At 55.5% G+C, this 21,739-nt stretch carries 12 protein-coding genes, 2 tRNA genes and 4 rRNA genes; 11 read left to right on the top strand and 7 right to left on the bottom strand.

Going from position 1 to position 21,739, the window contains the following annotated elements:
• Positions 1 to 17 precede the first annotated feature (17 nt).
• Positions 18 to 1,607 carry a bifunctional phosphoribosylaminoimidazolecarboxamide formyltransferase/IMP cyclohydrolase gene (gene purH / locus Q3V30_RS19850; protein WP_306208752.1) on the bottom strand — a complete coding sequence of 530 codons (1,590 nt, stop codon included), beginning with the start codon at positions 1,605 to 1,607 and terminating at the stop codon, positions 18 to 20.
• A 631-nt stretch (positions 1,608 to 2,238) separates the two neighbouring features.
• Between purH and Q3V30_RS19845 the strand changes: the two genes are divergently transcribed.
• From Q3V30_RS19845 to rrf (Q3V30_RS19820), 6 genes are all read left to right on the top strand, one after another.
• A 16S ribosomal RNA gene (locus Q3V30_RS19845) occupies positions 2,239 to 3,781 on the top strand.
• Between the two features lie 69 nt (positions 3,782 to 3,850).
• Positions 3,851 to 3,926 (top strand) — tRNA-Glu (locus Q3V30_RS19840).
• Positions 3,927 to 4,150: 224 nt separating this feature from the next.
• A 23S ribosomal RNA gene (locus Q3V30_RS19835) occupies positions 4,151 to 7,055 on the top strand.
• A gap of 109 nt (positions 7,056 to 7,164) precedes the next feature.
• Positions 7,165 to 7,280: ribosomal RNA gene (gene rrf / locus Q3V30_RS19830) — 5S ribosomal RNA — on the top strand.
• 55 nt (positions 7,281 to 7,335) lie between these two features.
• Positions 7,336 to 7,411: transfer RNA gene (locus Q3V30_RS19825), tRNA-Thr, on the top strand.
• Positions 7,412 to 7,443: 32 nt separating this feature from the next.
• Positions 7,444 to 7,559 (top strand): 5S ribosomal RNA (rrf, locus tag Q3V30_RS19820).
• Together the 16S, 23S and 5S rRNA genes with 2 tRNA genes alongside form the textbook arrangement of a ribosomal RNA operon.
• 87 nt (positions 7,560 to 7,646) lie before the next feature.
• Here rrf (Q3V30_RS19820) and Q3V30_RS19815 read toward each other — a convergent pair.
• Genes Q3V30_RS19815 through Q3V30_RS19805 form a run of 3 tightly spaced genes read right to left on the bottom strand, consistent with a single transcriptional unit; the run spans position 7,647 to position 11,333 of the window.
• Positions 7,647 to 9,335, bottom strand: a complete 1,689-nt coding sequence (locus Q3V30_RS19815; RefSeq protein ID WP_306208750.1) for a M28 family peptidase — start codon at positions 9,333 to 9,335, stop codon at positions 7,647 to 7,649.
• Positions 9,322 to 10,128 (bottom strand): transporter substrate-binding domain-containing protein, encoded by an 807-nt coding sequence (locus Q3V30_RS19810; protein ID WP_306208749.1) that lies wholly within the window; start codon positions 10,126 to 10,128, stop codon positions 9,322 to 9,324. Before Q3V30_RS19810 ends, Q3V30_RS19815 begins: the two co-directional genes overlap by 14 nt.
• Positions 10,125 to 11,333, bottom strand: coding sequence for a M20 family metallopeptidase (locus tag Q3V30_RS19805; protein ID WP_306208747.1), 1,209 nt, complete (start codon positions 11,331 to 11,333; stop codon positions 10,125 to 10,127). The genes Q3V30_RS19810 and Q3V30_RS19805 overlap by 4 nt, the downstream gene beginning before the upstream one ends.
• Before the next feature lie 160 nt (positions 11,334 to 11,493).
• Between Q3V30_RS19805 and Q3V30_RS19800 the strand changes: the two genes are divergently transcribed.
• From Q3V30_RS19800 to aceK, 5 genes are all read left to right on the top strand, one after another.
• Positions 11,494 to 12,345, top strand: coding sequence for a LysR family transcriptional regulator (locus Q3V30_RS19800; protein ID WP_306208745.1), 852 nt, complete (start codon positions 11,494 to 11,496; stop codon positions 12,343 to 12,345).
• A gap of 106 nt (positions 12,346 to 12,451) precedes the next feature.
• On the top strand, positions 12,452 to 13,381 hold the full coding sequence (gene metA / locus Q3V30_RS19795) for a homoserine O-acetyltransferase MetA (protein WP_306208743.1): 930 nt from the start codon (positions 12,452 to 12,454) through the stop codon (positions 13,379 to 13,381).
• 348 nt (positions 13,382 to 13,729) lie between these two features.
• Positions 13,730 to 15,328, top strand: a complete 1,599-nt coding sequence (aceB, locus tag Q3V30_RS19790) for a malate synthase A (protein ID WP_306208740.1) — start codon at positions 13,730 to 13,732, stop codon at positions 15,326 to 15,328.
• Between the two features lie 18 nt (positions 15,329 to 15,346).
• Entirely contained in the window at positions 15,347 to 16,651 is a 1,305-nt protein-coding gene (aceA, locus tag Q3V30_RS19785) for an isocitrate lyase (protein ID WP_306208738.1), read from the top strand.
• A gap of 19 nt (positions 16,652 to 16,670) precedes the next feature.
• A complete protein-coding gene (gene aceK, locus Q3V30_RS19780) occupies positions 16,671 to 18,473 on the top strand; it encodes a bifunctional isocitrate dehydrogenase kinase/phosphatase (protein ID WP_306208736.1) in 1,803 nt (600 codons plus the stop codon).
• Here the strand turns inward: aceK and Q3V30_RS19775 are convergent.
• Genes Q3V30_RS19775 through gntK form a run of 3 tightly spaced genes read right to left on the bottom strand, consistent with a single transcriptional unit; the run spans position 18,422 to position 21,433 of the window.
• Positions 18,422 to 19,063, bottom strand: a complete 642-nt coding sequence (locus tag Q3V30_RS19775) for a bifunctional 4-hydroxy-2-oxoglutarate aldolase/2-dehydro-3-deoxy-phosphogluconate aldolase (RefSeq protein WP_306208735.1) — start codon at positions 19,061 to 19,063, stop codon at positions 18,422 to 18,424. The genes aceK and Q3V30_RS19775 overlap by 52 nt on opposite strands.
• A 13-nt stretch (positions 19,064 to 19,076) precedes the next feature.
• Positions 19,077 to 20,897 carry a phosphogluconate dehydratase gene (edd, locus tag Q3V30_RS19770; protein ID WP_306208732.1) on the bottom strand — a complete coding sequence of 607 codons (1,821 nt, stop codon included), beginning with the start codon at positions 20,895 to 20,897 and terminating at the stop codon, positions 19,077 to 19,079.
• Complete coding sequence (gntK, locus tag Q3V30_RS19765) at positions 20,894 to 21,433, bottom strand: gluconokinase (protein WP_306208731.1); 540 nt, start codon at positions 21,431 to 21,433, stop codon at positions 20,894 to 20,896. The genes edd and gntK overlap by 4 nt, the downstream gene beginning before the upstream one ends.
• Between the last annotated feature and the right edge of the window lie 306 nt (positions 21,434 to 21,739).

Below are 21,739 nucleotides of genomic sequence, written 5' to 3'. Positions count from 1 at the left end.
TTCTCTCTGCTCCGGAATTAATGGCGGAAATGACGCATGTCGGTAAAGATCATCGCAATGCCGTGTTCGTCGGCAGCGGCAATCACTTCTTCATCACGGATTGAACCGCCGGGCTGGATAACGCAGCTCACGCCAACGGCAGCAGCAGCGTCAATACCGTCACGGAACGGGAAGAAAGCATCAGACGCCATGGCGGAGCCTTTCACTTCCAGTCCTTCGTCGCTCGCTTTGATGCCCGCAATTTTGGCCGAGTAGACGCGGCTCATCTGGCCTGCGCCTATGCCGATTGTCATATTGTCGCGCGCATAGACAATGGCGTTAGACTTAACAAACTTGGCCACCTTCCAGCAGAACAGAGCATCACGCAGCTCCTGCTCAGTCGGCTGACGTTTGCTGACCACGCGCAGCTGGCTCTCTGCCACCATGCCGAGGTCGCGATCCTGTACCAGCAGACCTCCATTCACGCGTTTGAAATCCAGGCCCGCCTGACGCTGCTGCCACTGGCCACAGGTCAGCACGCGGACGTTCTGTTTCGCTGCGGTAATTTTCAGTGCGGCAGCGCTTGCGGATGGGGCGATGATCACTTCCACAAACTGGCGGCTGATAATGGCCTGAGCGGTAGCTTCATCCAGCTCGCGGTTAAAGGCGATGATGCCGCCAAACGCAGAGGTAGGATCGGTTTTGTATGCGCGCTCGTAGGCATCCAGAATTGAGCTGCCCACTGCCACACCACACGGGTTAGCATGCTTGACGATCACGCAGGCTGCATCGGTAAACTCTTTTACGCACTCCAGTGCCGCGTCGGTGTCGGCGATATTGTTATAGGAGAGGGCTTTCCCCTGAACCTGCTGCGCGGTAGCGACAGAAGCTTCCGTCACGTTCTCTTCTATATAGAAGGCAGCATCCTGATGGCTGTTCTCACCGTAACGCATATCCTGCTTCTTGATGAAGTTCAGATTCAGCGTGCGTGGGAAGCGGCCGGAAGGTTCACCCGTTTCGCCATGGTAGGCAGGAACCAGGCTACCGAAGTAGTTGGCAATCATGCTGTCGTAAGCGGCGGTGTGCTCGAAAGCTTTAATGGCCAGGTCGAAACGGGTTTCCAGCGTCAGCGAATTATTGTTGGCGTCCAGCTCAGCAATGATGGTCTGGTAATCACTGCTCTTCACCACAATAGCCACATCTTTATGGTTCTTCGCTGCGGAGCGCACCATGGTCGGCCCGCCGATATCGATATTCTCAACCGCATCTTCCAGCGAGCAACCTTCACGAGCCACAGTCTGGGCAAACGGATAAAGGTTAACGACCACCATGTCGATAGGGGAGATGCTGTGCGCCTGCATGATTTCGTCGTCCTGACCACGGCGCCCTAAAATTCCGCCATGAACTTTGGGATGCAGGGTTTTGACGCGTCCATCCATCATTTCCGGGAAACCGGTATAGTCAGACACTTCAGTGACGGGAAGGCCAGCATCTGCCAGCAGGCGTGCGGTGCCGCCGGTGGAGAGCAGCTCGACACCACGGCTTGAGAGCGCCTGAGCAAATTCGAGGATACCGGCTTTGTCAGACACGCTCAGCAGAGCGCGGCGTACAGGACGAGGTTGTTGCATGAGGTTTATCCCTTGGCTTTAGTTCGCATAGATAAGATCGTTACCTCAAGCTTAGCCATTTTCCTTACTCTATATAGAGGGAGAATGAATTCGGCCTCAGGTAACGCCCTTAACAGAGGCAAATATTTTGCGGTGGCATTGTAGCGAAAACGTTTGCGTGGCGCTTGTCTAATTTAATGCAAGCCGGTCAGTGTGGATAAGTTTGTGCATAACTGCGTATAAACAGCCCTTTTGCTGGGGATTGCAGCGAACGCGCTATTTTTCGCAATTTAGGGGTTGTCAGCCGTCAGGAACTCCCTATAATGCGCCTCCATCGACACGGAACAACGGCTTACCGGCCGCCGGGTTGAGAGGGTCAGGAAGCTGAACCGCCGGAGAAAAACTTCTGAAAAATGTTGTTGACTCCGAAGGAGGAAAGCGTAATATACGCCACCTCGCAGTAACGCCTCAGGGCGCTTACCGCAACGCTCTTTAACAATTTATCAGACAATCTGTGTGGGCACTCGCAGGATTGATATCAGCGCCGCAGGGCGCAGAAAATATCAAGTCTTAAGAGTGAACACATAATGAAATTCATTATGAGTGTTTTACACTTGAGCACCGCTTAACTTGTTTAAGCAAATCGAACTTTTAATTGAAGAGTTTGATCATGGCTCAGATTGAACGCTGGCGGCAGGCCTAACACATGCAAGTCGGACGGTAGCACAGAAGAGCTTGCTCTTCGGGTGACGAGTGGCGGACGGGTGAGTAATGTCTGGGAAACTGCCTGATGGAGGGGGATAACTACTGGAAACGGTAGCTAATACCGCATAACCTCGCAAGAGCAAAGTGGGGGACCTTCGGGCCTCACGCCATCGGATGTGCCCAGATGGGATTAGCTAGTAGGTGGGGTAACGGCTCACCTAGGCGACGATCCCTAGCTGGTCTGAGAGGATGACCAGCCACACTGGAACTGAGACACGGTCCAGACTCCTACGGGAGGCAGCAGTGGGGAATATTGCACAATGGGCGCAAGCCTGATGCAGCCATGCCGCGTGTATGAAGAAGGCCTTCGGGTTGTAAAGTACTTTCAGCGGGGAGGAAGGCGGTAAGGTTAATAACCTTACCGATTGACGTTACCCGCAGAAGAAGCACCGGCTAACTCCGTGCCAGCAGCCGCGGTAATACGGAGGGTGCAAGCGTTAATCGGAATTACTGGGCGTAAAGCGCACGCAGGCGGTCTGTCAAGTCAGATGTGAAATCCCCGGGCTTAACCTGGGAACTGCATTTGAAACTGGCAGGCTAGAGTCTTGTAGAGGGGGGTAGAATTCCAGGTGTAGCGGTGAAATGCGTAGAGATCTGGAGGAATACCGGTGGCGAAGGCGGCCCCCTGGACAAAGACTGACGCTCAGGTGCGAAAGCGTGGGGAGCAAACAGGATTAGATACCCTGGTAGTCCACGCCGTAAACGATGTCGACTTGGAGGTTGTGCCCTTGAGGCGTGGCTTCCGGAGCTAACGCGTTAAGTCGACCGCCTGGGGAGTACGGCCGCAAGGTTAAAACTCAAATGAATTGACGGGGGCCCGCACAAGCGGTGGAGCATGTGGTTTAATTCGATGCAACGCGAAGAACCTTACCTGGCCTTGACATCCACGGAATTCGGCAGAGATGCCTTAGTGCCTTCGGGAACCGTGAGACAGGTGCTGCATGGCTGTCGTCAGCTCGTGTTGTGAAATGTTGGGTTAAGTCCCGCAACGAGCGCAACCCTTATCCTTTGTTGCCAGCGCGTGATGGCGGGAACTCAAAGGAGACTGCCGGTGACAAACCGGAGGAAGGTGGGGATGACGTCAAGTCATCATGGCCCTTACGGCCAGGGCTACACACGTGCTACAATGGCGCATACAAAGAGAAGCGACCTCGCGAGAGCAAGCGGACCTCATAAAGTGCGTCGTAGTCCGGATCGGAGTCTGCAACTCGACTCCGTGAAGTCGGAATCGCTAGTAATCGTAGATCAGAACGCTACGGTGAATACGTTCCCGGGCCTTGTACACACCGCCCGTCACACCATGGGAGTGGGTTGCAAAAGAAGTAGGTAGCTTAACCTCCGGGAGGGCGCTTACCACTTTGTGATTCATGACTGGGGTGAAGTCGTAACAAGGTAACCGTAGGGGAACCTGCGGTTGGATCACCTCCTTACCTGAAGATACTTTCCCGCGTAGTGTCCACACAGATTGTCTGATAGAAGTAATGAGCAACAGTAACAGAGTCCCCATCGTCTAGAGGCCCAGGACACTGCCCTTTCACGGCTGTAACAGGGGTTCGAATCCCCTTGGGGACGCCATCCTGATAATGAGTGAAAGACATTATCAACCGTATCTCAAAACTGATTCTCTCCGCAAGGACGAGTCACGTTTGAGATATTTGCTCTTTAACAACCCGGAACAAGCTGAAAATTGAAACGACGCGTCGTGTTTACCCTCCGTAATAAGGGTGAACAGAACGATGCGTTCGAGTCTCTCAAATGCCTGCAACAGCAGTGTCCTCCGGGACGCTTGTGGGTTGTGAGGTTAAGTGACTAAGCGTACACGGTGGATGCCTAGGCAGTCAGAGGCGATGAAGGGCGTGCTAATCTGCGATAAGCGTCGGTAAGGTGATATGAACCGTTATACCCGACGATACCCGAATGGGGAAACCCGGTGCACTCGTGCATCATTGCAGCATGAATACATAGTGCTGCAAGGCGAACCTGGGGAACTGAAACATCTAAGTACCCAGAGGAAAAGAAATCAACCGAGATTCCCCCAGTAGCGGCGAGCGAACGGGGAACAGCCCAGAACCTGAATCAGTTTGTGCAGCAGTGGAAGCGTCTGGAAAGTCGCAGGGTACAGGGTGATACTCCCGTACACGAAGCTGCACTTACTGTGAGTTCGATGAGTAGGGCGGGACACGTGACATCCTGTCTGAATATGGGGGGACCATCCTCCAAGGCTAAATACTCCTGACTGACCGATAGTGAACCAGTACCGTGAGGGAAAGGCGAAAAGAACCCCGGCGAGGGGAGTGAAACAGAACCTGAAACCGTGTACGTACAAGCAGTGGGAGCACCCTTGTGGTGTGACTGCGTACCTTTTGTATAATGGGTCAGCGACTTATATTCTGTAGCAAGGTTAACCGTATAGGGGAGCCGCAGGGAAACCGAGTCTTAACTGGGCGTTAAGTTGCAGGGTATAGACCCGAAACCCGGTGATCTAGCCATGGGCAGGTTGAAGGTTGGGTAACACTAACTGGAGGACCGAACCGACTAATGTTGAAAAATTAGCGGATGACCTGTGGCTGGGGGTGAAAGGCCAATCAAACCGGGAGATAGCTGGTTCTCCCCGAAAGCTATTTAGGTAGCGCCTCGTGAATTCATCTCCGGGGGTAGAGCACTGTTTCGGCTAGGGGGCCATCCCGGCTTACCAACCCGATGCAAACTGCGAATACCGGAGAATGTTATCACGGGAGACACACGGCGGGTGCTAACGTCCGTCGTGAAGAGGGAAACAACCCAGACCGCCAGCTAAGGTCCCAAAGTCATGGTTAAGTGGGAAACGATGTGGGAAGGCACAGACAGCCAGGATGTTGGCTTAGAAGCAGCCATCATTTAAAGAAAGCGTAATAGCTCACTGGTCGAGTCGGCCTGCGCGGAAGATGTAACGGGGCTAAACCATGCACCGAAGCTGCGGCAGCGACACTTAGGTGTTGTTGGGTAGGGGAGCGTTCTGTAAGCCGTTGAAGGTGGTCTGTGAGGACTGCTGGAGGTATCAGAAGTGCGAATGCTGACATAAGTAACGATAAAGCGGGTGAAAAGCCCGCTCGCCGGAAGACCAAGGGTTCCTGTCCAACGTTAATCGGGGCAGGGTGAGTCGACCCCTAAGGCGAGGCCGAAAGGCGTAGTCGATGGGAAACAGGTTAATATTCCTGTACTCGGTGTTACTGCGAAGGGGGGACGGAGAAGGCTATGTTGGCCGGGCGACGGTTGTCCCGGTTTAAGCGTGTAGGCTTGCGTTCCAGGCAAATCCGGAACGCTTTAAGGCTGAGGCGTGATGACGAGTCACCACGGTGATGAAGCAACAAATGCCCTGCTTCCAGGAAAAGCCTCTAAGCATCAGGTAACACAGAATCGTACCCCAAACCGACACAGGTGGTCAGGTAGAGAATACCAAGGCGCTTGAGAGAACTCGGGTGAAGGAACTAGGCAAAATGGTGCCGTAACTTCGGGAGAAGGCACGCTGGCGCGTAGGTGGAGGGATTTACTCCCCGAGCTGAAGCCAGTCGAAGATACCAGCTGGCTGCAACTGTTTATTAAAAACACAGCACTGTGCAAACACGAAAGTGGACGTATACGGTGTGACGCCTGCCCGGTGCCGGAAGGTTAATTGATGGGGTTATCCGCAAGGAGAAGCTCTTGATCGAAGCCCCGGTAAACGGCGGCCGTAACTATAACGGTCCTAAGGTAGCGAAATTCCTTGTCGGGTAAGTTCCGACCTGCACGAATGGCGTAATGATGGCCAGGCTGTCTCCACCCGAGACTCAGTGAAATTGAACTCGCTGTGAAGATGCAGTGTACCCGCGGCAAGACGGAAAGACCCCGTGAACCTTTACTACAGCTTGACACTGAACATTGAGCCTTGATGTGTAGGATAGGTGGGAGGCTTTGAAGCGCGGACGCCAGTCTGCGTGGAGCCAACCTTGAAATACCACCCTTTAACGTTTGATGTTCTAACCTGGCGCCGTGATCCGGCGTGGGGACAGTGTCTGGTGGGTAGTTTGACTGGGGCGGTCTCCTCCCAAAGAGTAACGGAGGAGCACGAAGGTTAGCTAATCACGGTCGGACATCGTGAGGTTAGTGCAAAGGCATAAGCTAGCTTGACTGCGAGAGTGACGGCTCGAGCAGGTGCGAAAGCAGGTCTTAGTGATCCGGTGGTTCTGTATGGAAGGGCCATCGCTCAACGGATAAAAGGTACTCCGGGGATAACAGGCTGATACCGCCCAAGAGTTCATATCGACGGCGGTGTTTGGCACCTCGATGTCGGCTCATCACATCCTGGGGCTGAAGTAGGTCCCAAGGGTACGGCTGTTCGCCGTTTAAAGTGGTACGCGAGCTGGGTTTAGAACGTCGTGAGACAGTTCGGTCCCTATCTGCCGTGGGCGCTGGAAGATTGAGAGGGGTTGCTCCTAGTACGAGAGGACCGGAGTGAACGCACCACTGGTGTTCGGGTTGTCATGCCAATGGCACTGCCCGGTAGCTAAGTGCGGAAAAGATAAGCGCTGAAAGCATCTAAGCGCGAAACTTGCCTCGAGATGAATCTTCCCTGGGCCTTTAAGGCCCCTGAAGGGACGTTGAAGACTACGACGTTGATAGGCCGGGTGTGTAAGCGCAGCGATGCGTTGAGCTAACCGGTACTAATGACCCGTGAGGCTTAACCTTACAACACCAGAAGCGTTCTGGTGGGCGTCTGAGAGACGCAACAGAGATTTTCAGCTTGTGACGGATTGATTTGCGCGGCCTGTGAGGGCGGCGTGAATGACAGAATCTGCCTGGCGGCTTTAGCGCGGTGGTCCCACCTGACCCCATGCCGAACTCAGAAGTGAAACGCCGTAGCGCCGATGGTAGTGTGGGGTCTCCCCATGCGAGAGTAGGGAACTGCCAGGCATTAAATTAAAAAGCAGTAAACGTGAGTAAACCGTTTTCTGACAGAAATAAGCGTGCTGATATGGCTCAGTTGGTAGAGCGCACCCTTGGTAAGGGTGAGGTCCCCAGTTCGACTCTGGGTATCAGCACCAGTAACAATGCCGATTAATCGGATAAAGATTTGCCTGGCGGCTTTAGCGCGGTGGTCCCACCTGACCCCATGCCGAACTCAGAAGTGAAACGCCGTAGCGCCGATGGTAGTGTGGGGTCTCCCCATGCGAGAGTAGGGAACTGCCAGGCATCAAATAAAGCGATAACCCCAACCGAAAGGTTGGGGTTTTTTGCGTTATTGAGTCTGTGAAAACCGAAAGGTTGGGGATTTTTGCGTTATTCAGCCTGTGAAAGCAGATCCAGACTGGCCTGCAATAAACTCACCGCCCGGTCGCGCTGACGATAATATTGCGTGGTCAGCATCAGGAAGGTCTGCGGTGAAGTGCTCTCCAGCTTATGGTCGCGCAGGATCTGTAATCCTGGCCAGGCGCCGCCCCGGTAGCTGCGATCATAATGAAAATCGTCGGTTGAGCTATAACGTGCCCGATGCCACAGAGCAACCGCCTGCTTAACCACGTTCTGATGCTGCTGTTCTTTGCTGCCTGCAAGGGGCGCTATCTGCTGGCGCAGCGTCAGTAAACTCTCCTTAATTAGGTCCAGATCAAACTGGGGATCCAGCGCGCTTTGCAGGCTCTCCAGCTCCTCAAGCAGCTGCGTCAGATAACGGCAGGGATCAACCGGCAATGCCGCCTCAACCAGTAACTCATGCAGCCAGCCGATATGGATCTGGCAGTCGCGCCATAGCAATGCGCTCTCTACTTTATCCCGGGTATCGGCTTCCGTATGCCACCACCATCCTCCGCCGCTGCCCGGTGACTGGCTGGTCCTGATCTCCGGCTCCTCGCGGAAGGCGAAATGCAAAGGAATGCCACAGCCCCAGAAGGATTGATCGCCACCTTTCCCCAGCGGCGTAATGCGTCGGGCATCTTTACCCGTTATGTTGCGTATTGATCTATTAAGGAAGGATAACTCCTCCGCGCCACTGGCATTCACCACCACTTCCGTAGCACCTTTACAGCCTGGCGAATCGACATTGAGATGAGCCACACACTGCTGCTGGAGCAGCTGCCGGTAGCGGTCAGCATACCAGGTTGATCCGCCATAACGGGCATTAGAATGTCCCGGCCACCAGGCGATACGTAATCCACGCTTCAGCTGCGGCTGTAGCCGATGAAAATGAGCGGCGACGGCAAGGCATAAAGCATTGCCCGTAGCGTTATCGGTCACGCCTTGATGCCAGGAGTCGTAGTGAGAGGAGAGCAGGACAAATTCATCGCTCTCACCGGGTATATCAACAACGGGCATACTACAGTCAGCAACGTGCTGATTAAGTTCGGTCCTGATTACTGCACTGACCGGGCTTTTTTGCTGATTAAGCCACTCCAGCAAATTATGGCCCTGTTGATGGTTGACGGAAATCACCGGCACCGACGGATAAAGCGCGAGGTCATCCGGCACCGGTGTGCCCCAGACGGGGCCGACTGTCTCTTCATGCAGAGCCTCTTCAGCCGATCCCCAGATATGCACTACTCCCAGCGCACCGGCCTGGCAAAGACGCTGCACATACTCCTCAAAGGCCTGATCGGCGATAACGATTTTCCCGCGCACGGAAGCAGCCCAGGCCGCCATAGCGTTATCGGGAATCGCCTGTAACGAGCGGGAATCATAGAACAGCTCGCCCTCTGCGCCTGCAGGGCAGGAAGCGGAAAAGGATCGCGTTTTTGCTTTTCCCTGCCAGCCGGGAAAATCGGGTACCGTCAGCGATCCCATCACCGGATCGCTGAGCCACAGCTTGCAGCTTTCCCGGATCGGAGAAAGCCCGAGGGCACGAAGCTGCCGGATAAGGATATCCACCGAGCGTTCAGCCTCTTCACTGCCTGACAGGCGGTTAAGCGACTCAAAGCTATCCAGCAGGCTTTCCATCAGCGAGATCAGCGTGGTGCTGTCAGCTTCACTCGGCAGCATCCGTTTTCTCCGTACGCGTTACTTTCATTTCGATATCGCCAAAATAGTGCTGCTTGATCTTCTGCCACGTGCCGTCGGCCATGATTTTAGCCAGTCCTTCGTTCAGCATGCGCTGCGTTTTCTCATCGCCCTTGCGCAGGCCGTAAGCGGAGCCAATACTGAACAGGACGTCATCCCGTACTTCCGGGCCGGTTAAGGCAAAGTCCTTTCCTTCCGGCTTCTGCAGAAAACCGAAAGTAACGGCCACCGCCGGGCTGAGCGCCCCATCCAGGCGGCCAGCAGCCAGATCCTGATAAATCACATCCTGATCGGGATAAGTTTTGATCTCCACGCCTTTCGGTGCCCAGTATTTATTGGCGTACATTTCCTGAATTGATCCCTGCTGTACGGCGATATTTTTACCCTGCAAAGATTCAACCGTAGGCTGCAGATTTGTTCCCTTATGCGCCACCAGCTGTGAAGGAACGTGATAAATGAAGTGGCTGAAGTCGATCGACTTCTTCCGTTTTATGGTCGCGCCGAGGGGCGAAATAAAGTCTACCTTCTTTGCCATCAGCGAAGGGATTTCAGCATCAAAGCTGCTGACGACATATTCGCATTTTACCGCTATCGCTTTGCAGACGGCGTTAGTGATATCGATTTCAAAGCCTGTCGGCTTACCATTCACATCACGGTACTGGAACGGGGGATAGGTGAGGTCGGCGCCCACGCGCAGGGTTTCACCCGCCGCCAGCGCAGAGGAACAGCAGAGTGCCAGCGAGGCCAGCGCCAGAGTACGAGTTACCTTAATCATTGTTTCTCTCCTGCCAGAATCGTTTGTGAATGCCACTGAATAAATTCGTTTTTCACTGCGGCTAACTGCGCTTCGTCGTGACATAAGTCATACGCCGTCATCGCTAAGGCTTTTGCTGCTGTCAGCATGGCTTCAAGACCCGCTGCAGATCCGGCTGCCTCCGCAAATTCAGGCGTATGCGGGGTGACGTCGCCAATGCGCAGATAGGGATGAATGGCGGCGGTGACCTGGCTGACGTTGCCAATATCGGATGATCCTACGCCGCCTCTGGCCGGCGGGTCGTAGCTTTCCACGCCGAGTAACGCCAGGTTGTCAGTGAACCGGGCCGCCAGCGCCAGATTGTTGTTGCGCTCGGCGTAGATCAGCCCCTCTTCTATCTCCACGCGTGCGCCGCTCATCTCTGCTGCGCCATGCACGGCGGCATAAACTTTGCGGCGTACCTCGCTAAGCGCGCCAACCGTTGCGGCACGCAGAATAAATTTAGCCTCGGCATAGGCCGGGACGATATTCGCCGCGCTGCCGCCATGGGTGATCACGCCATGTACGCGTACATCATCAGTAAAGAACTGACGCAGCGCGTTGATCCCGTTAAAGGTATGAATAACCGCGTCCAGCGCACTGATGCCCAGCTGCGGTGCAGAAGCCGCATGCGCCGCTTTGCCATAAAATTTAAAGGTGGAGTCATGACAGGCCAGTGCACCGCGCAGCACCATATTCTTCTCGCGCGGATGAAACATCATGACGGCATCGACATCATCAAATACTCCTTTCTCAACCATGATGATCTTACCGCCGCCATCCTCCTCTGCAGGTGTGCCAATCACCTCAACAGATCCGTTGAACTCCAGATGCGCGGCTTTCAGCGCCAGCGCCGCTGCCACAGAGGCAGTGCCGATAAGGTTATGGCCACAGGCATGACCTAATTCTGGCAAGGCGTCATATTCTGCGAGGAAAGCAATCGTCGGGCCGCCCGTCCCCTGTTTCCAGCTGGCCCGGAATGCCGTCTCAAGGCCGCCCGTGCCGGTTTCGATGGTGAATCCCGCCTGGCGCAGAGGGGCGATCAGTTCAGCCGCAGAGCGATGCTCTGCAAAGCTGAGTTCCGGGTGTTGATGCAGACTCAGCGCCAGGTCGCGCATTGCCGGGCTAATCTGCTCAAGCGCATAAATAATTTTATCTTTCTGCGCGCTGATGGTGCGTTCCGACATAATGGCTCCCCAATTAGGTGCAGTTAAATTCTGTAAAACCAGAGCGTTAAAAAGATATAGGCTTTTTTTTGCTCGCTGCCCAATTGAGCTTTTTTATGGCTTGCATCATGCAGGCAAAAAATATTTTATGGATGAAGGTTTTCAGGGGGGCGAGGGCACGATGAACGAAAAAGACTGGCTGATTATTCGCACTGTCTGGCAGTACAAGAACATAACCCGTGCAGCGGATGTGCTCTTTACTTCCCAGCCTGCGCTGAGCTATCGCCTGCGGCAGATTGAACGCAAGCTGGCGATCCAGCTCTTTGAAGAGGGAGGCCGCGGTCTGACCTTCACCGCTCAGGGGCGTTATCTGGCGCAGCATGCCCAGACGGTACTGGATGAACTTCAGCTGTTACGCACTACGCTGCAAAGCCTCAATGGACCTCAGCAGGGGGAGCTGCGGATAGGCGTCTCCAGTAACTATGCCGCTTACCGGCTGCCCGATCTGTTAGCCGGGTTCAGCCAGCGGCATCCGGGTATCAATGTGCACCTGGTGAGCGGTCTCAGTGAAGAGATGTTCCTCAAGCTTCAGCGTGGGGATGTGCATCTGGCGCTGGTCAAAGATGATTACGGCTGGAAAGAGGGGAAAAGGCTGGTCGATGAGGATGATTATTACCTGATCAACCGCCAGCCCATCGATCTGGCGCTGTTACCCCATCTGCCGCAGATCAAAATCAATCACGGTGGGCACATCACTAAACTGATTGAGCGATGGTGGAATGCCAGTTATACGCTGGCGCCCCGGGTGGCGATGAGCGTGGACAAGCTGGAAGTCTGCCTGGCTATGGTCGAGCGGGGACTGGGCTACGCCATTGTTTCCAGCTATCAGCCGCTGGCAGAGGAGCTGTTCCGCATGCCGATAGCGGTCGGCGGAGAAGCCGTAAAAAGCCGTACCTGGCTGCTTTATCGCCATGCCAGTTCAGACGCGGCGGTGACGCTGCCGTTTGTCGAGATGTTCAGCGATCAGAGATGAAACATTTTCAACTAGCTGATGAGACCTCGACATTCAGCGGCTGCCGCGCTATCTTTGGCTGTCTGGATGTCTAAACGTATAAATGGTTAAATGAGGAAACAAGGTTATGCCAATCAGGGTACCCGATGAATTACCAGCCGTGAATTTTCTGCGCAACGAAAATGTCTTTGTGATGACCTCAACCAGGGCCAGCACGCAGGAGATCCGCCCGTTGAAAGTGCTGGTACTGAATCTGATGCCGAAAAAGATTGAGACCGAGAACCAGTTTCTTCGCCTGCTCTCTAACTCGCCGCTGCAGATCGACATTCAGCTGCTGCGTATCGACAGCCGTGAAACCCGCAATACGCCGATGGAGCATCTGAATAACTTCTACTGCAATTTTGAAGATATTCAGCATGATAATTACGATGGGCTGATCGTTACTGGCGCCCCCCTGGGACTGGTTGATTTCGATGATGTAGCGTACTGGCCGCAGATCCAGAAGGTGCTGCACTGGGCGAAAGAGCATGTTACCTCCACGCTGTTTGTCTGCTGGGCCGTGCAGGCCGCGCTGAATATCCTGTATGGCATTCCAAAACAGACGCGGGAAACCAAATTATCTGGCGTCTATGATCATCAGATCCTGCATCCGCATGCGCTTCTGACGCGCGGCTTTGATGACACCTTCCTGGCTCCTCATTCCCGCTATGCCGATTTCCCTACGCAGCTGCTGCGTGATTACACCGATCTGGAAATCTTTGCGGAATCGGAGCAGACCGGGGCCTATCTGTTTGCCAGCAAAGACAAACGGCTGGCGTTCGTCACCGGCCATCCTGAATATGATGCGCTGACGCTCTCCGGGGAATATCATCGCGACTATGAAGCGGGTCTGCACCCGGAAATTCCCCATAATTATTTCCCCCAGGATAATCCTGAGCTTCCGCCGCGTGCCAGCTGGCGTAGCCACGGTAATCTGCTGTTTTCCAACTGGCTTAACTACTATGTTTATCAGATCACGCCGTTTGATCTGCGCCATATGAACCCCAGCCTGGATTAATTCCCGCTACAGCAAAAAGGGGCCGCGATCGTCAGGATCGGGCCTTTTTTTATTGCTTTTTTCCCTCCACGATCGCCACCCGCAAATCTCCTGATCCTGTTGATCCTGCATGCTTTTTCCTCAGAACCCTGCCAATAAAAACATAGTGTGAAAGCCATTTCTTTTAATTAATAAAATTAATTGCATTTAAATTCAAATAGTTAAACTGAATAAAGAAATAAAATGGAAATAGTTTTTGATTTTATATTTTAGATAATTATATCTTGTCCTGGCGGGTTAAAAATTACCCAGCAGCAGAGCGTCCCGCAAAGGACGCTTTCCCATGCGATCGGTGACGGGAGTAGAGCTATGACACAACAGGTTATTAGCACGGAGCTGGTGTTCCAGCGCCCATTTGTTCAGGCAGAAAAGCAGATCCTGACGGATGCAGCAGTCGATTTTCTCGGTGAACTGGTGGCGCGCTTCACGCCCCGGCGTACGGAATTGCTGTTGGCAAGAGCAGAGCAGCAGCAGCGTTTTGATAAGGGAGAGTTGCCGGATTTTATTTCGGAAACGGATTCCATAAAAAAATCTGAGTGGAAAATTCGCGGTATCCCGACCGATCTGCAAAACCGGCGGGTAGAAATTACCGGCCCCGTCGAGCGCAAAATGGTGATCAATGCGCTCAACGCCAACGTGAATGTGTTTATGGCGGACTTTGAAGACTCGCTGGCACCGTCGTGGGAGAAAGTGATCGAAGGGCAGATCAACCTGCGCGATGCGGTCAACGGAACCATCAGCTACAGCAACGAAGCCGGGAAAATCTATCAGCTGAAACCCGATCCCGCGGTGCTTGTCTGCCGGGTACGCGGACTGCATCTGCCGGAAAAGCATGTGACCTGGCGCGGCGCGGCGATACCGGGCAGCCTGTTCGATTTTGCCCTCTACTTTTTCCATAACGTCGATGCTTTGCTGGCCAAAGGCAGCGGCCCCTATTTCTACCTGCCCAAGACGCAAAGCTGGCAGGAAGCGGCCTGGTGGAGCGAGGTCTTCAGCTATGCCGAAGATCGTTTCGATCTGCCGCGCGGCACGATCAAAGTCACGCTGCTGATCGAAACGCTGCCTGCGGTATTTCAGATGGATGAGATCCTTTTCAACCTGCGCGATCATATCGTCGGGCTGAACTGCGGCCGCTGGGACTACATCTTCAGCTACATCAAAACCCTGAAAAATCATCCCGATCGCATCCTGCCAGATCGTCACTCCGTGACGATGGAAAAGGGCTTTCTGGAGGCTTACTCAAAACTGCTGATCAAAACCTGTCACCGGCGTGGCGCCCTGGCGATGGGGGGCATGGCGGCATTTATCCCCAGCAAAGAGCAGGAGCGCAATCAGTGGGTACTCAATCGGGTGAAGGCGGATAAAGCGCGGGAAGCGGCAAACGGTCACGACGGCACATGGATTGCCCATCCGGGCCTTGCGGATACGGTAATGGCGGTCTTCGATGCGGCGCTGGGCGACAGGCAAAATCAGCTTGATGTGCGGCGTGAAGAGGATGCGCCTGTGACAGCGGAGCAGCTGCTGGCCCCCTGTGCTGGCGAACGCACCGAGGCGGGCATGCGCGCCAATATCCGCGTGGCGGTGCAGTACATCGAAGCATGGATTTCCGGCAACGGCTGCGTGCCTCTCTATGGGCTGATGGAGGATGCAGCCACGGCTGAGATTTCCCGCACCTCTATCTGGCAGTGGATCCGCCACGGTAAAACGCTGACCAGCGGCGAACAGGTGACTGAAGCGCTGTTTCGCCGGATGCTGGCCGAAGAGATGCTGGTCATCCAGCAGGAGCTGGGCGATCAACATTTCGCTCAGGGACGTTTCAGCGAGGCCGCTGCGCTGATGGAACGTATTACCACCGAACCCGAGCTGGTGGAGTTCCTGACTCTGCCCGGCTACAGCTTACTTCACTGATCAACAGGGGATAGCGCTATGACTCCACGTACCCAACAAATCGAACAGCTTGAGCAAACCTGGCGCGATAGCCGCTGGGAAGGTATCACTCGTCCTTACTCTGCTGAAGAGGTGATTAAACTGCGCGGCTCGGTGAATCCGGCCTGTACCCTGGCTCAAAACGGGGCGGCAAAACTCTGGACGTTGCTGAACGGCGGGGCGAAAAAAGGCTATATCAACAGCCTGGGCGCCCTGAGCGGCGGGCAGGCGCTGCAGCAGGCCAAAGCTGGCATTGAGGCTGTCTATCTCTCCGGCTGGCAGGTGGCGGCCGATGCCAATCTGGCAGGCAGCATGTATCCGGACCAGTCGCTCTATCCGGCCAATTCCGTGCCCTGCGTCGTGGAGCGGATTAATAACACTTTCCAGCGCGCCGACCAGATCCAGTGGGCAAATCAGATTGAGCCGGGCGACCCGCGTTATGTGGATTACTACCTGCCGATTGTCGCAGATGCGGAAGCGGGTTTTGGTGGCGTGTTGAATGCTTTTGAGCTGATGAAGGCGATGATTCAGGCGGGCGCTGGCGGCGTGCATTTCGAGGATCAGCTCGCCTCTGCCAAGAAATGCGGCCATATGGGCGGCAAGGTGCTGGTGCCGACGCAGGAAGCGATTCAGAAGCTGGTTGCGGCCCGGCTGGCGGCGGACGTGATGGCGGTGCCAACGGTGCTGATCGCCCGTACGGATGCGGATGCCGCCGACCTGATCACCTCTGACTGCGATGACTATGACCACCAGTTCATCACCGGTGAGCGCACGCCTGAAGGCTTCTTCCGCACGCATGCAGGTATTGAGCAGGCAATCAGCCGTGGTCTGGCCTATGCGCCTTATGCCGACGTATTGTGGTGCGAAACCTCTACGCCAGATCTGACACTGGCCAGACGCTTCGCCGAAGCGATCCATGCCCGCTTCCCGGGTAAGCTGCTGGCCTACAACTGTTCGCCCTCCTTTAACTGGAAGAAAAATCTCGACGATCCCACCATTGCCCGTTTTCAGCAGGCGCTGAGCGAGATGGGCTACCGCTTCCAGTTCATTACGCTGGCGGGGATCCACAGCATGTGGTTCAACATGTTCGATCTGGCGCAGGCCTATGCGCAGGGTGAAGGGATGCGTCACTACGTGGAGAAGGTCCAGCAGCCGGAGTTTGCCGCGCGTGAACAGGGTTACACCTTCTCCTCGCATCAGCAGGAAGTGGGAACAGGCTATTTCGACAGCGTGACCACTATCATCCAGGGCGGCGTCTCATCGGTTACGGCGCTGACCGGGTCGACGGAAGAGCAGCAGTTCTGATTATCTGAAGGAGGCCCTTATGTCATCACTGGAAACGCTGATAGCACACACCATCCTGCAGGGATTTGATGCGCAGTACGGTCGCTTTCTGGAGGTGACATCGGGGGCCCAGCACCGTTTTGAACAGGCGGACTGGAGCGCCGTGCAGGCCGCAATGAAGGCGCGTATTCATCTTTATGACCGTCACGTGGGGCTGGTGGTAGAGCAGCTACGCCACATCACCGGCGGGCCGGATGTTGACGGTGATTTTCTGTTACGGGTGAAGGCCATTTACACCAGCTTGTTGCCTGATTACCCTCGTTTTGAAATCGCCGAAAGTTTTTTTAATTCAGTCTATTGCCGACTGTATGGTCATCAACTGCTGACGCCTGAGAGGCTGTTTATCTTCAGCTCGCAGCCGGACAGAGAGCGCATCCTCTCCCGCCCGCTGGCAAAAACGTTCCGCGCTGATAAGAACTGGCAGGCATTACTCAGTCGCGTTCTGTCCGACCTGCCGCTGCGTCTGCCCTGGGAGGATCTTCAGCGTGACATTGGCTTTGTGATCGCCCATCTGCGGGAAAACTTCGCACAGCAGGAGCTGGATGAGGGATCGCTTGAAGTGGCAAACGAGCTTTTTTTCCGCAACAAGGCGGCCTGGCTGGTGGCGAAACTGCGGCTCAGCAGCGGCGTTTATGCCTTCCTGCTGCCGATACATCGCAGCGAGCGGGGTGAGCTTTTGATCGATACCTGCCTGACGCGCAAGCGTGAAGCCAGCATCGTGTTTGGCTTTGCCCGCGCCTATTTTATGGTCGGTGCCCCGTTGCCCGCCGCGCTGGTGGCGTGGTTACGCGAGATCCTGCCCGGAAAAACCACCGCTGAGCTCTACATGGCAATTGGCTGCCAGAAGCATGGCAAAACCGAATGCTATCGTGAGTATTTGCAGTTCATGGCGGCCACCACGGAGCCTTATGTCATCGCACCCGGCGTACGGGGGCTGGTGATGCTGGTCTTCACGCTGCCCGGTTACGAACGGGTGTTCAAGGTGATTAAAGATCGCTTTGCGCCGCAAAAAGAGGTCACGCCGGAGCGGGTCAGAGCCTGCTATCAGCTGGTGAAAGAGCATGACCGCGTGGGGCGTATGGCGGATACCCAGGAGTTTGAAAATTTTGCGCTGGAGAGAGCGCGCATCAGCGAGCCGCTGTGGCTGGCAATGCAGCAGGAGATCCCGGAGAAAATTCAGCTGCAGGGTGACAAAGTGATCGTCAGCCACCTCTACCTGGAGCGACGCATGATGCCGCTGAATCTCTGGCTGGCGCAGGCGGATGAGCAGCAGCGCCGCGAAGCGATTGAGGAGTATGGCAACGCCGTGAAGCAGCTTGCCGCCGCCAATATCTTCCCTGGCGATATGCTCTATAAAAACTTCGGCGTGACCCGGCACGGACGGGTGGTGTTTTATGATTACGATGAAATCAGTTACATGACGGAGGTGAATTTCCGTGAAATTCCTGCCTCCCGTTATCCGGAAGATGAGCTGAGTCACGAGCCGTGGTACAGCGTCTCGCCGGAGGATATTTTTCCGCAGGAGTTCCGCCATTATCTCTGTGTCGATCCCGCTATTGCGCGCCTGTTCGAGGAGATGCATGCAGAGCTGTTTACCGCCCAATTCTGGCGTGCTCTGCAACAGCGGATCCGGGAAGGGCATATCGAAGATGTGTTTGCCTATCGCCGCCGACAGCGTTTTTGCCAGCGTTATCCGCAGAGCCTGACGGTAAGCCAGGCTCTGCGGCAGGATCAGGCGGAGGCGCCTGCTACCGCTTCACGAGCCAGCATGGTAATACGGTGATAATCGCCTGTCTCCAGCGCCTCGTTGGGCACCAGCCAGGAGCCACCGATGCAGTGCACGCTTTTCAACGCCAGATAATCACGGTAGTTGGCGGGGGAGATACCGCCCGTCGGGCAGAAACGGACCTGAGGGAAGGGGCCGGCAATCGCCTGTAGCGCCTTAACACCGCCGTTCGCTTCCGCCGGGAAGAATTTAAACTCGCGCAGGCCATAATCCATCCCCAGCATCAGTTCAGAAACGGTGCTGATCCCGGGGATCAGCGGGATCGAACCTGCACTGGCCGCCTTCAGAAGATCCTCCGTCAGGCCGGGGCTGATCGCAAACTGCGCACCCGCTTCGGTAACCTGCTGCAGCTGCTGCGAATTGATCACCGTACCCGCACCGACGATCGCTTCCGGCACTTGCTGAGCAATGGCCCGGATGGCCTCCACGCCGCAGGCCGTGCGCAGCGTCACTTCCAGCACGCGTACGCCGCCTGCCACTAATGCTTTCGCCAGCGGCACTGCATATTCCAGCTTATTGATAACGATCACCGGGACGACCGGACCGGAAGTCAGGATCTGCTCAGCGCTGGTTTTCCAGTTATTCATAAAGGGTTCTCCATTAAAATTTGATGCAGCAGGCACCCTGTTCGGCACCCGAAAGCTGGCTGCGTAGCGCGCTGAACAGCTCGCGTCCGGAGCCAATATGTTCAGCACTCAGGTCTGGCTGAAAGGCGGTTCGTGCCGCCAGCTCGTCGTTATCAACCCGTAGCGTCAGCTCACCCGTGCGGCCGTTAACGCGGATGATGTCGCCACTGCGGACTTTGGCCAGCAGGCCGCCGGTACAGGCTTCAGGGGTGACATGGATGGCTGAAGGCACCTTGCCCGATGCGCCAGATAAACGGCCATCGGTGACCAGCGCCACCTTAAAGCCGCGATCCATCAGCACACCAAGCGGTGGCATCAGCTTATGCAGTTCCGGCATGCCGTTGGCCTGCGGACCCTGAAAGCGCACCACGACCACGCAATCCTGATTCAATTCTCCAGCCTCAAACGCGGGCACAACATCATGCTGGCTTTCAAACACCACTGCGGGCGCTTCGATAATCTGATTGTCAGCCGGCACCGCAGAGGTCTTCATCACCGCGCGGCCCAGGTTGCCCTGCAGCACTTTTGTGCCGCCATGCTGCTCAAAGGGGCGTGATACGCATGCGATCACCTTCTCATCCAGCGATATTTCGCTGCCTTCACGCCAGGCCAGCTTCCCGTTATCCAGCCAGGGTTCCTGGGTATAGCGATGCAGACCGGATCCGGCCACGGTTTCAACATCTTCATGCAGTAAGCCGTGGTTCAGCAGCTCACGTACCAGCAAAGCTACGCCGCCAGAGGCGTGGAACTGGTTAATGTCCGCCGGACCATTGGGATAGATGCGGCACAGCAGCGGAATGGCTTCGGAGAGATCGGAGAAGTCATCCCAGTTAATCTGAATGCCCGCCGCGCGCGCCATCGCCACCATATGCATGGTCAGGTTGGTAGAGCCGCCCGTGGCAAGCAGCGCCACAATCCCGTTTACCACCACTTTTTCATCAATCAGCTTGCCCACGGGCAGGTAATTGCCGGAGGTTTCCGTCAGGCGCGTCACCTGGCGGGCGGCGGCTTCAGTCAGCGCCTCGCGCAGCGGCGTATCGGGATGGACAAAGGAAGAGCCGGGCAGGTGCAGACCCATCACTTCCATAACCATCTGGTTGGTGTTAGCGGTGCCGTAAAAGGTACAGGTACCAATACCATGATAGGAGGCCGCTTCCGCCTCCAGCAGAGCCTGTCGATCGGCTTTGCCTTCGGCATAGAGCTGGCGCACGCGGACTTTTTCTTTATTCGGCAGGCCGCTGCTCATCGGGCCGGCCGGGATAAACAGCGCCGGCAGATGACCGAAGGAGAGGGCCGCCATAACCAGACCCGGCACGATTTTGTCGCAGATCCCCAGGAACAGGGCGCCGTCGAACATGTTATGGGAGAGACCGACCGCAGCGGACATGGCGATAATATCGCGGCTCATCAGCGACAGCTCCATGCCGTCCTGGCCCTGGGTCACGCCGTCACACATCGCAGGCACGCCGCCCGCTACCTGACCCACAGCACCCACCTGGCTCAGGGCGCGGCGGATTTTATCCGGGTAAGTTTCATAGGGCTGGTGGGCAGAAAGCATGTCGTTGTAAGCGGTGATAATGGCGATATTGCTGCGCACCATATTTTTCAGCGCTGTTTTATCGTCAGGCTGGCAGGTAGCGAACCCGTGCGCCAGGTTGCCGCAGGCCAGTTTGGCGCGCTGCACGGTTTTGGATCGGGCGGCCTCAATACGCGCCAGATAGGCGCTTCGGCTCTCTGCGGAACGATCAATAATGCGTTGCGTGACTTGCGCAATGATGGGGTGAACGGTATTCATGCGCAGGCTTCCTGTGGCTGGAAGTGTTGAATATGTTCAACGGCATCGGCAATCACCTGCTCCAGCGGCTGATTGATGTCGATGATTTTCACGTCGCTCTCTTCCGCGCCAGGCTGCTCAAGTGCAGCGAACTGGCTGACCAACATCTGGGTTTTGAAGAAATGGCCGCTGCGTGCGGCAAGGCGCGCTTCAATAACCGGGAAATCCCCGTGCAGATAGATAAACGAGAGGTTGCTGTTACCGGCCCGCAGGCGATCGCGGTAGTGCTTTTTCAGGGCAGAGCAAACGATGATCGACACGCTGTTGGTGCGCTGCATGGCAAAAGCGGCATCATTAAGGGCGCTAAGCCAGGGCGCACGATCGCCATCATCCAGCGCCATGCCCGCCGCCATTTTCTGAATGTTGTCGCGCGGATGGAGGAAATCGCCATCGAGCATGCCCGCGGAGAGCTGGCGTGCAACGCTGGCGGCGACGGCAGATTTGCCGCTGCCGGAAACGCCCATAACGACATAGATTCGGTGATGTTGATTGCTCATAGCTCAGCTCCCAAAGTGAAAAGGCACGCCGTTTGTTAACATTGTTACCGGTAACATTACGTTTTAGTATTGTTCAGGGAATGCACAGCGTGCGCAATCAGAATGCGTGGGATTCGATGGTAATTGTGATCCGCTTCAAAGTTTGGCGGGGGCAAGTTGTCTGGAGGGCAGGTGGCTTGGTCAGGGAGAGGGGGCTGAACACAAAAACGCCGTGAACCCTTCCGTGGGGGCTGCGAAGCGGCGTCCATGCCGCTTAGCTTTTGCTTATCAGCCCCCTCTCCCTTCCCATCAGCATTGGTGTTGCCT

It is taken from the genome of Erwinia pyri, from assembly GCF_030758455.1.
Classification (GTDB): domain Bacteria; phylum Pseudomonadota; class Gammaproteobacteria; order Enterobacterales; family Enterobacteriaceae; genus Erwinia; species Erwinia pyri.
Note: the sequence above shows the minus strand (reverse complement) of the source record. Positions and strands in the feature narration are given on the sequence as shown.

Excerpts from the sequence above, each read along its gene's own strand:
- purH (WP_306208752.1), bottom strand. The coding sequence starts at position 1,607 with ATGCAACAACCTCGTCCTGTACGCCGCGCTCTGCTGAGCGTGTCTGAC.
- Q3V30_RS19815 (WP_306208750.1), bottom strand. The coding sequence starts at position 9,335 with ATGCTGCCGAGTGAAGCTGACAGCACCACGCTGATCTCGCTGATGGAA.
- Q3V30_RS19810 (WP_306208749.1), bottom strand. The coding sequence starts at position 10,128 with ATGATTAAGGTAACTCGTACTCTGGCGCTGGCCTCGCTGGCACTCTGC.
- Q3V30_RS19805 (WP_306208747.1), bottom strand. The coding sequence starts at position 11,333 with ATGTCGGAACGCACCATCAGCGCGCAGAAAGATAAAATTATTTATGCG.
- Q3V30_RS19800 (WP_306208745.1), top strand. The coding sequence starts at position 11,494 with ATGAACGAAAAAGACTGGCTGATTATTCGCACTGTCTGGCAGTACAAG.
- metA (WP_306208743.1), top strand. The coding sequence starts at position 12,452 with ATGCCAATCAGGGTACCCGATGAATTACCAGCCGTGAATTTTCTGCGC.
- aceB (WP_306208740.1), top strand. The coding sequence starts at position 13,730 with ATGACACAACAGGTTATTAGCACGGAGCTGGTGTTCCAGCGCCCATTT.
- aceA (WP_306208738.1), top strand. The coding sequence starts at position 15,347 with ATGACTCCACGTACCCAACAAATCGAACAGCTTGAGCAAACCTGGCGC.
- aceK (WP_306208736.1), top strand. The coding sequence starts at position 16,671 with ATGTCATCACTGGAAACGCTGATAGCACACACCATCCTGCAGGGATTT.
- Q3V30_RS19775 (WP_306208735.1), bottom strand. The coding sequence starts at position 19,063 with ATGAATAACTGGAAAACCAGCGCTGAGCAGATCCTGACTTCCGGTCCG.
- edd (WP_306208732.1), bottom strand. The coding sequence starts at position 20,897 with ATGAATACCGTTCACCCCATCATTGCGCAAGTCACGCAACGCATTATT.
- gntK (WP_306208731.1), bottom strand. The coding sequence starts at position 21,433 with ATGAGCAATCAACATCACCGAATCTATGTCGTTATGGGCGTTTCCGGC.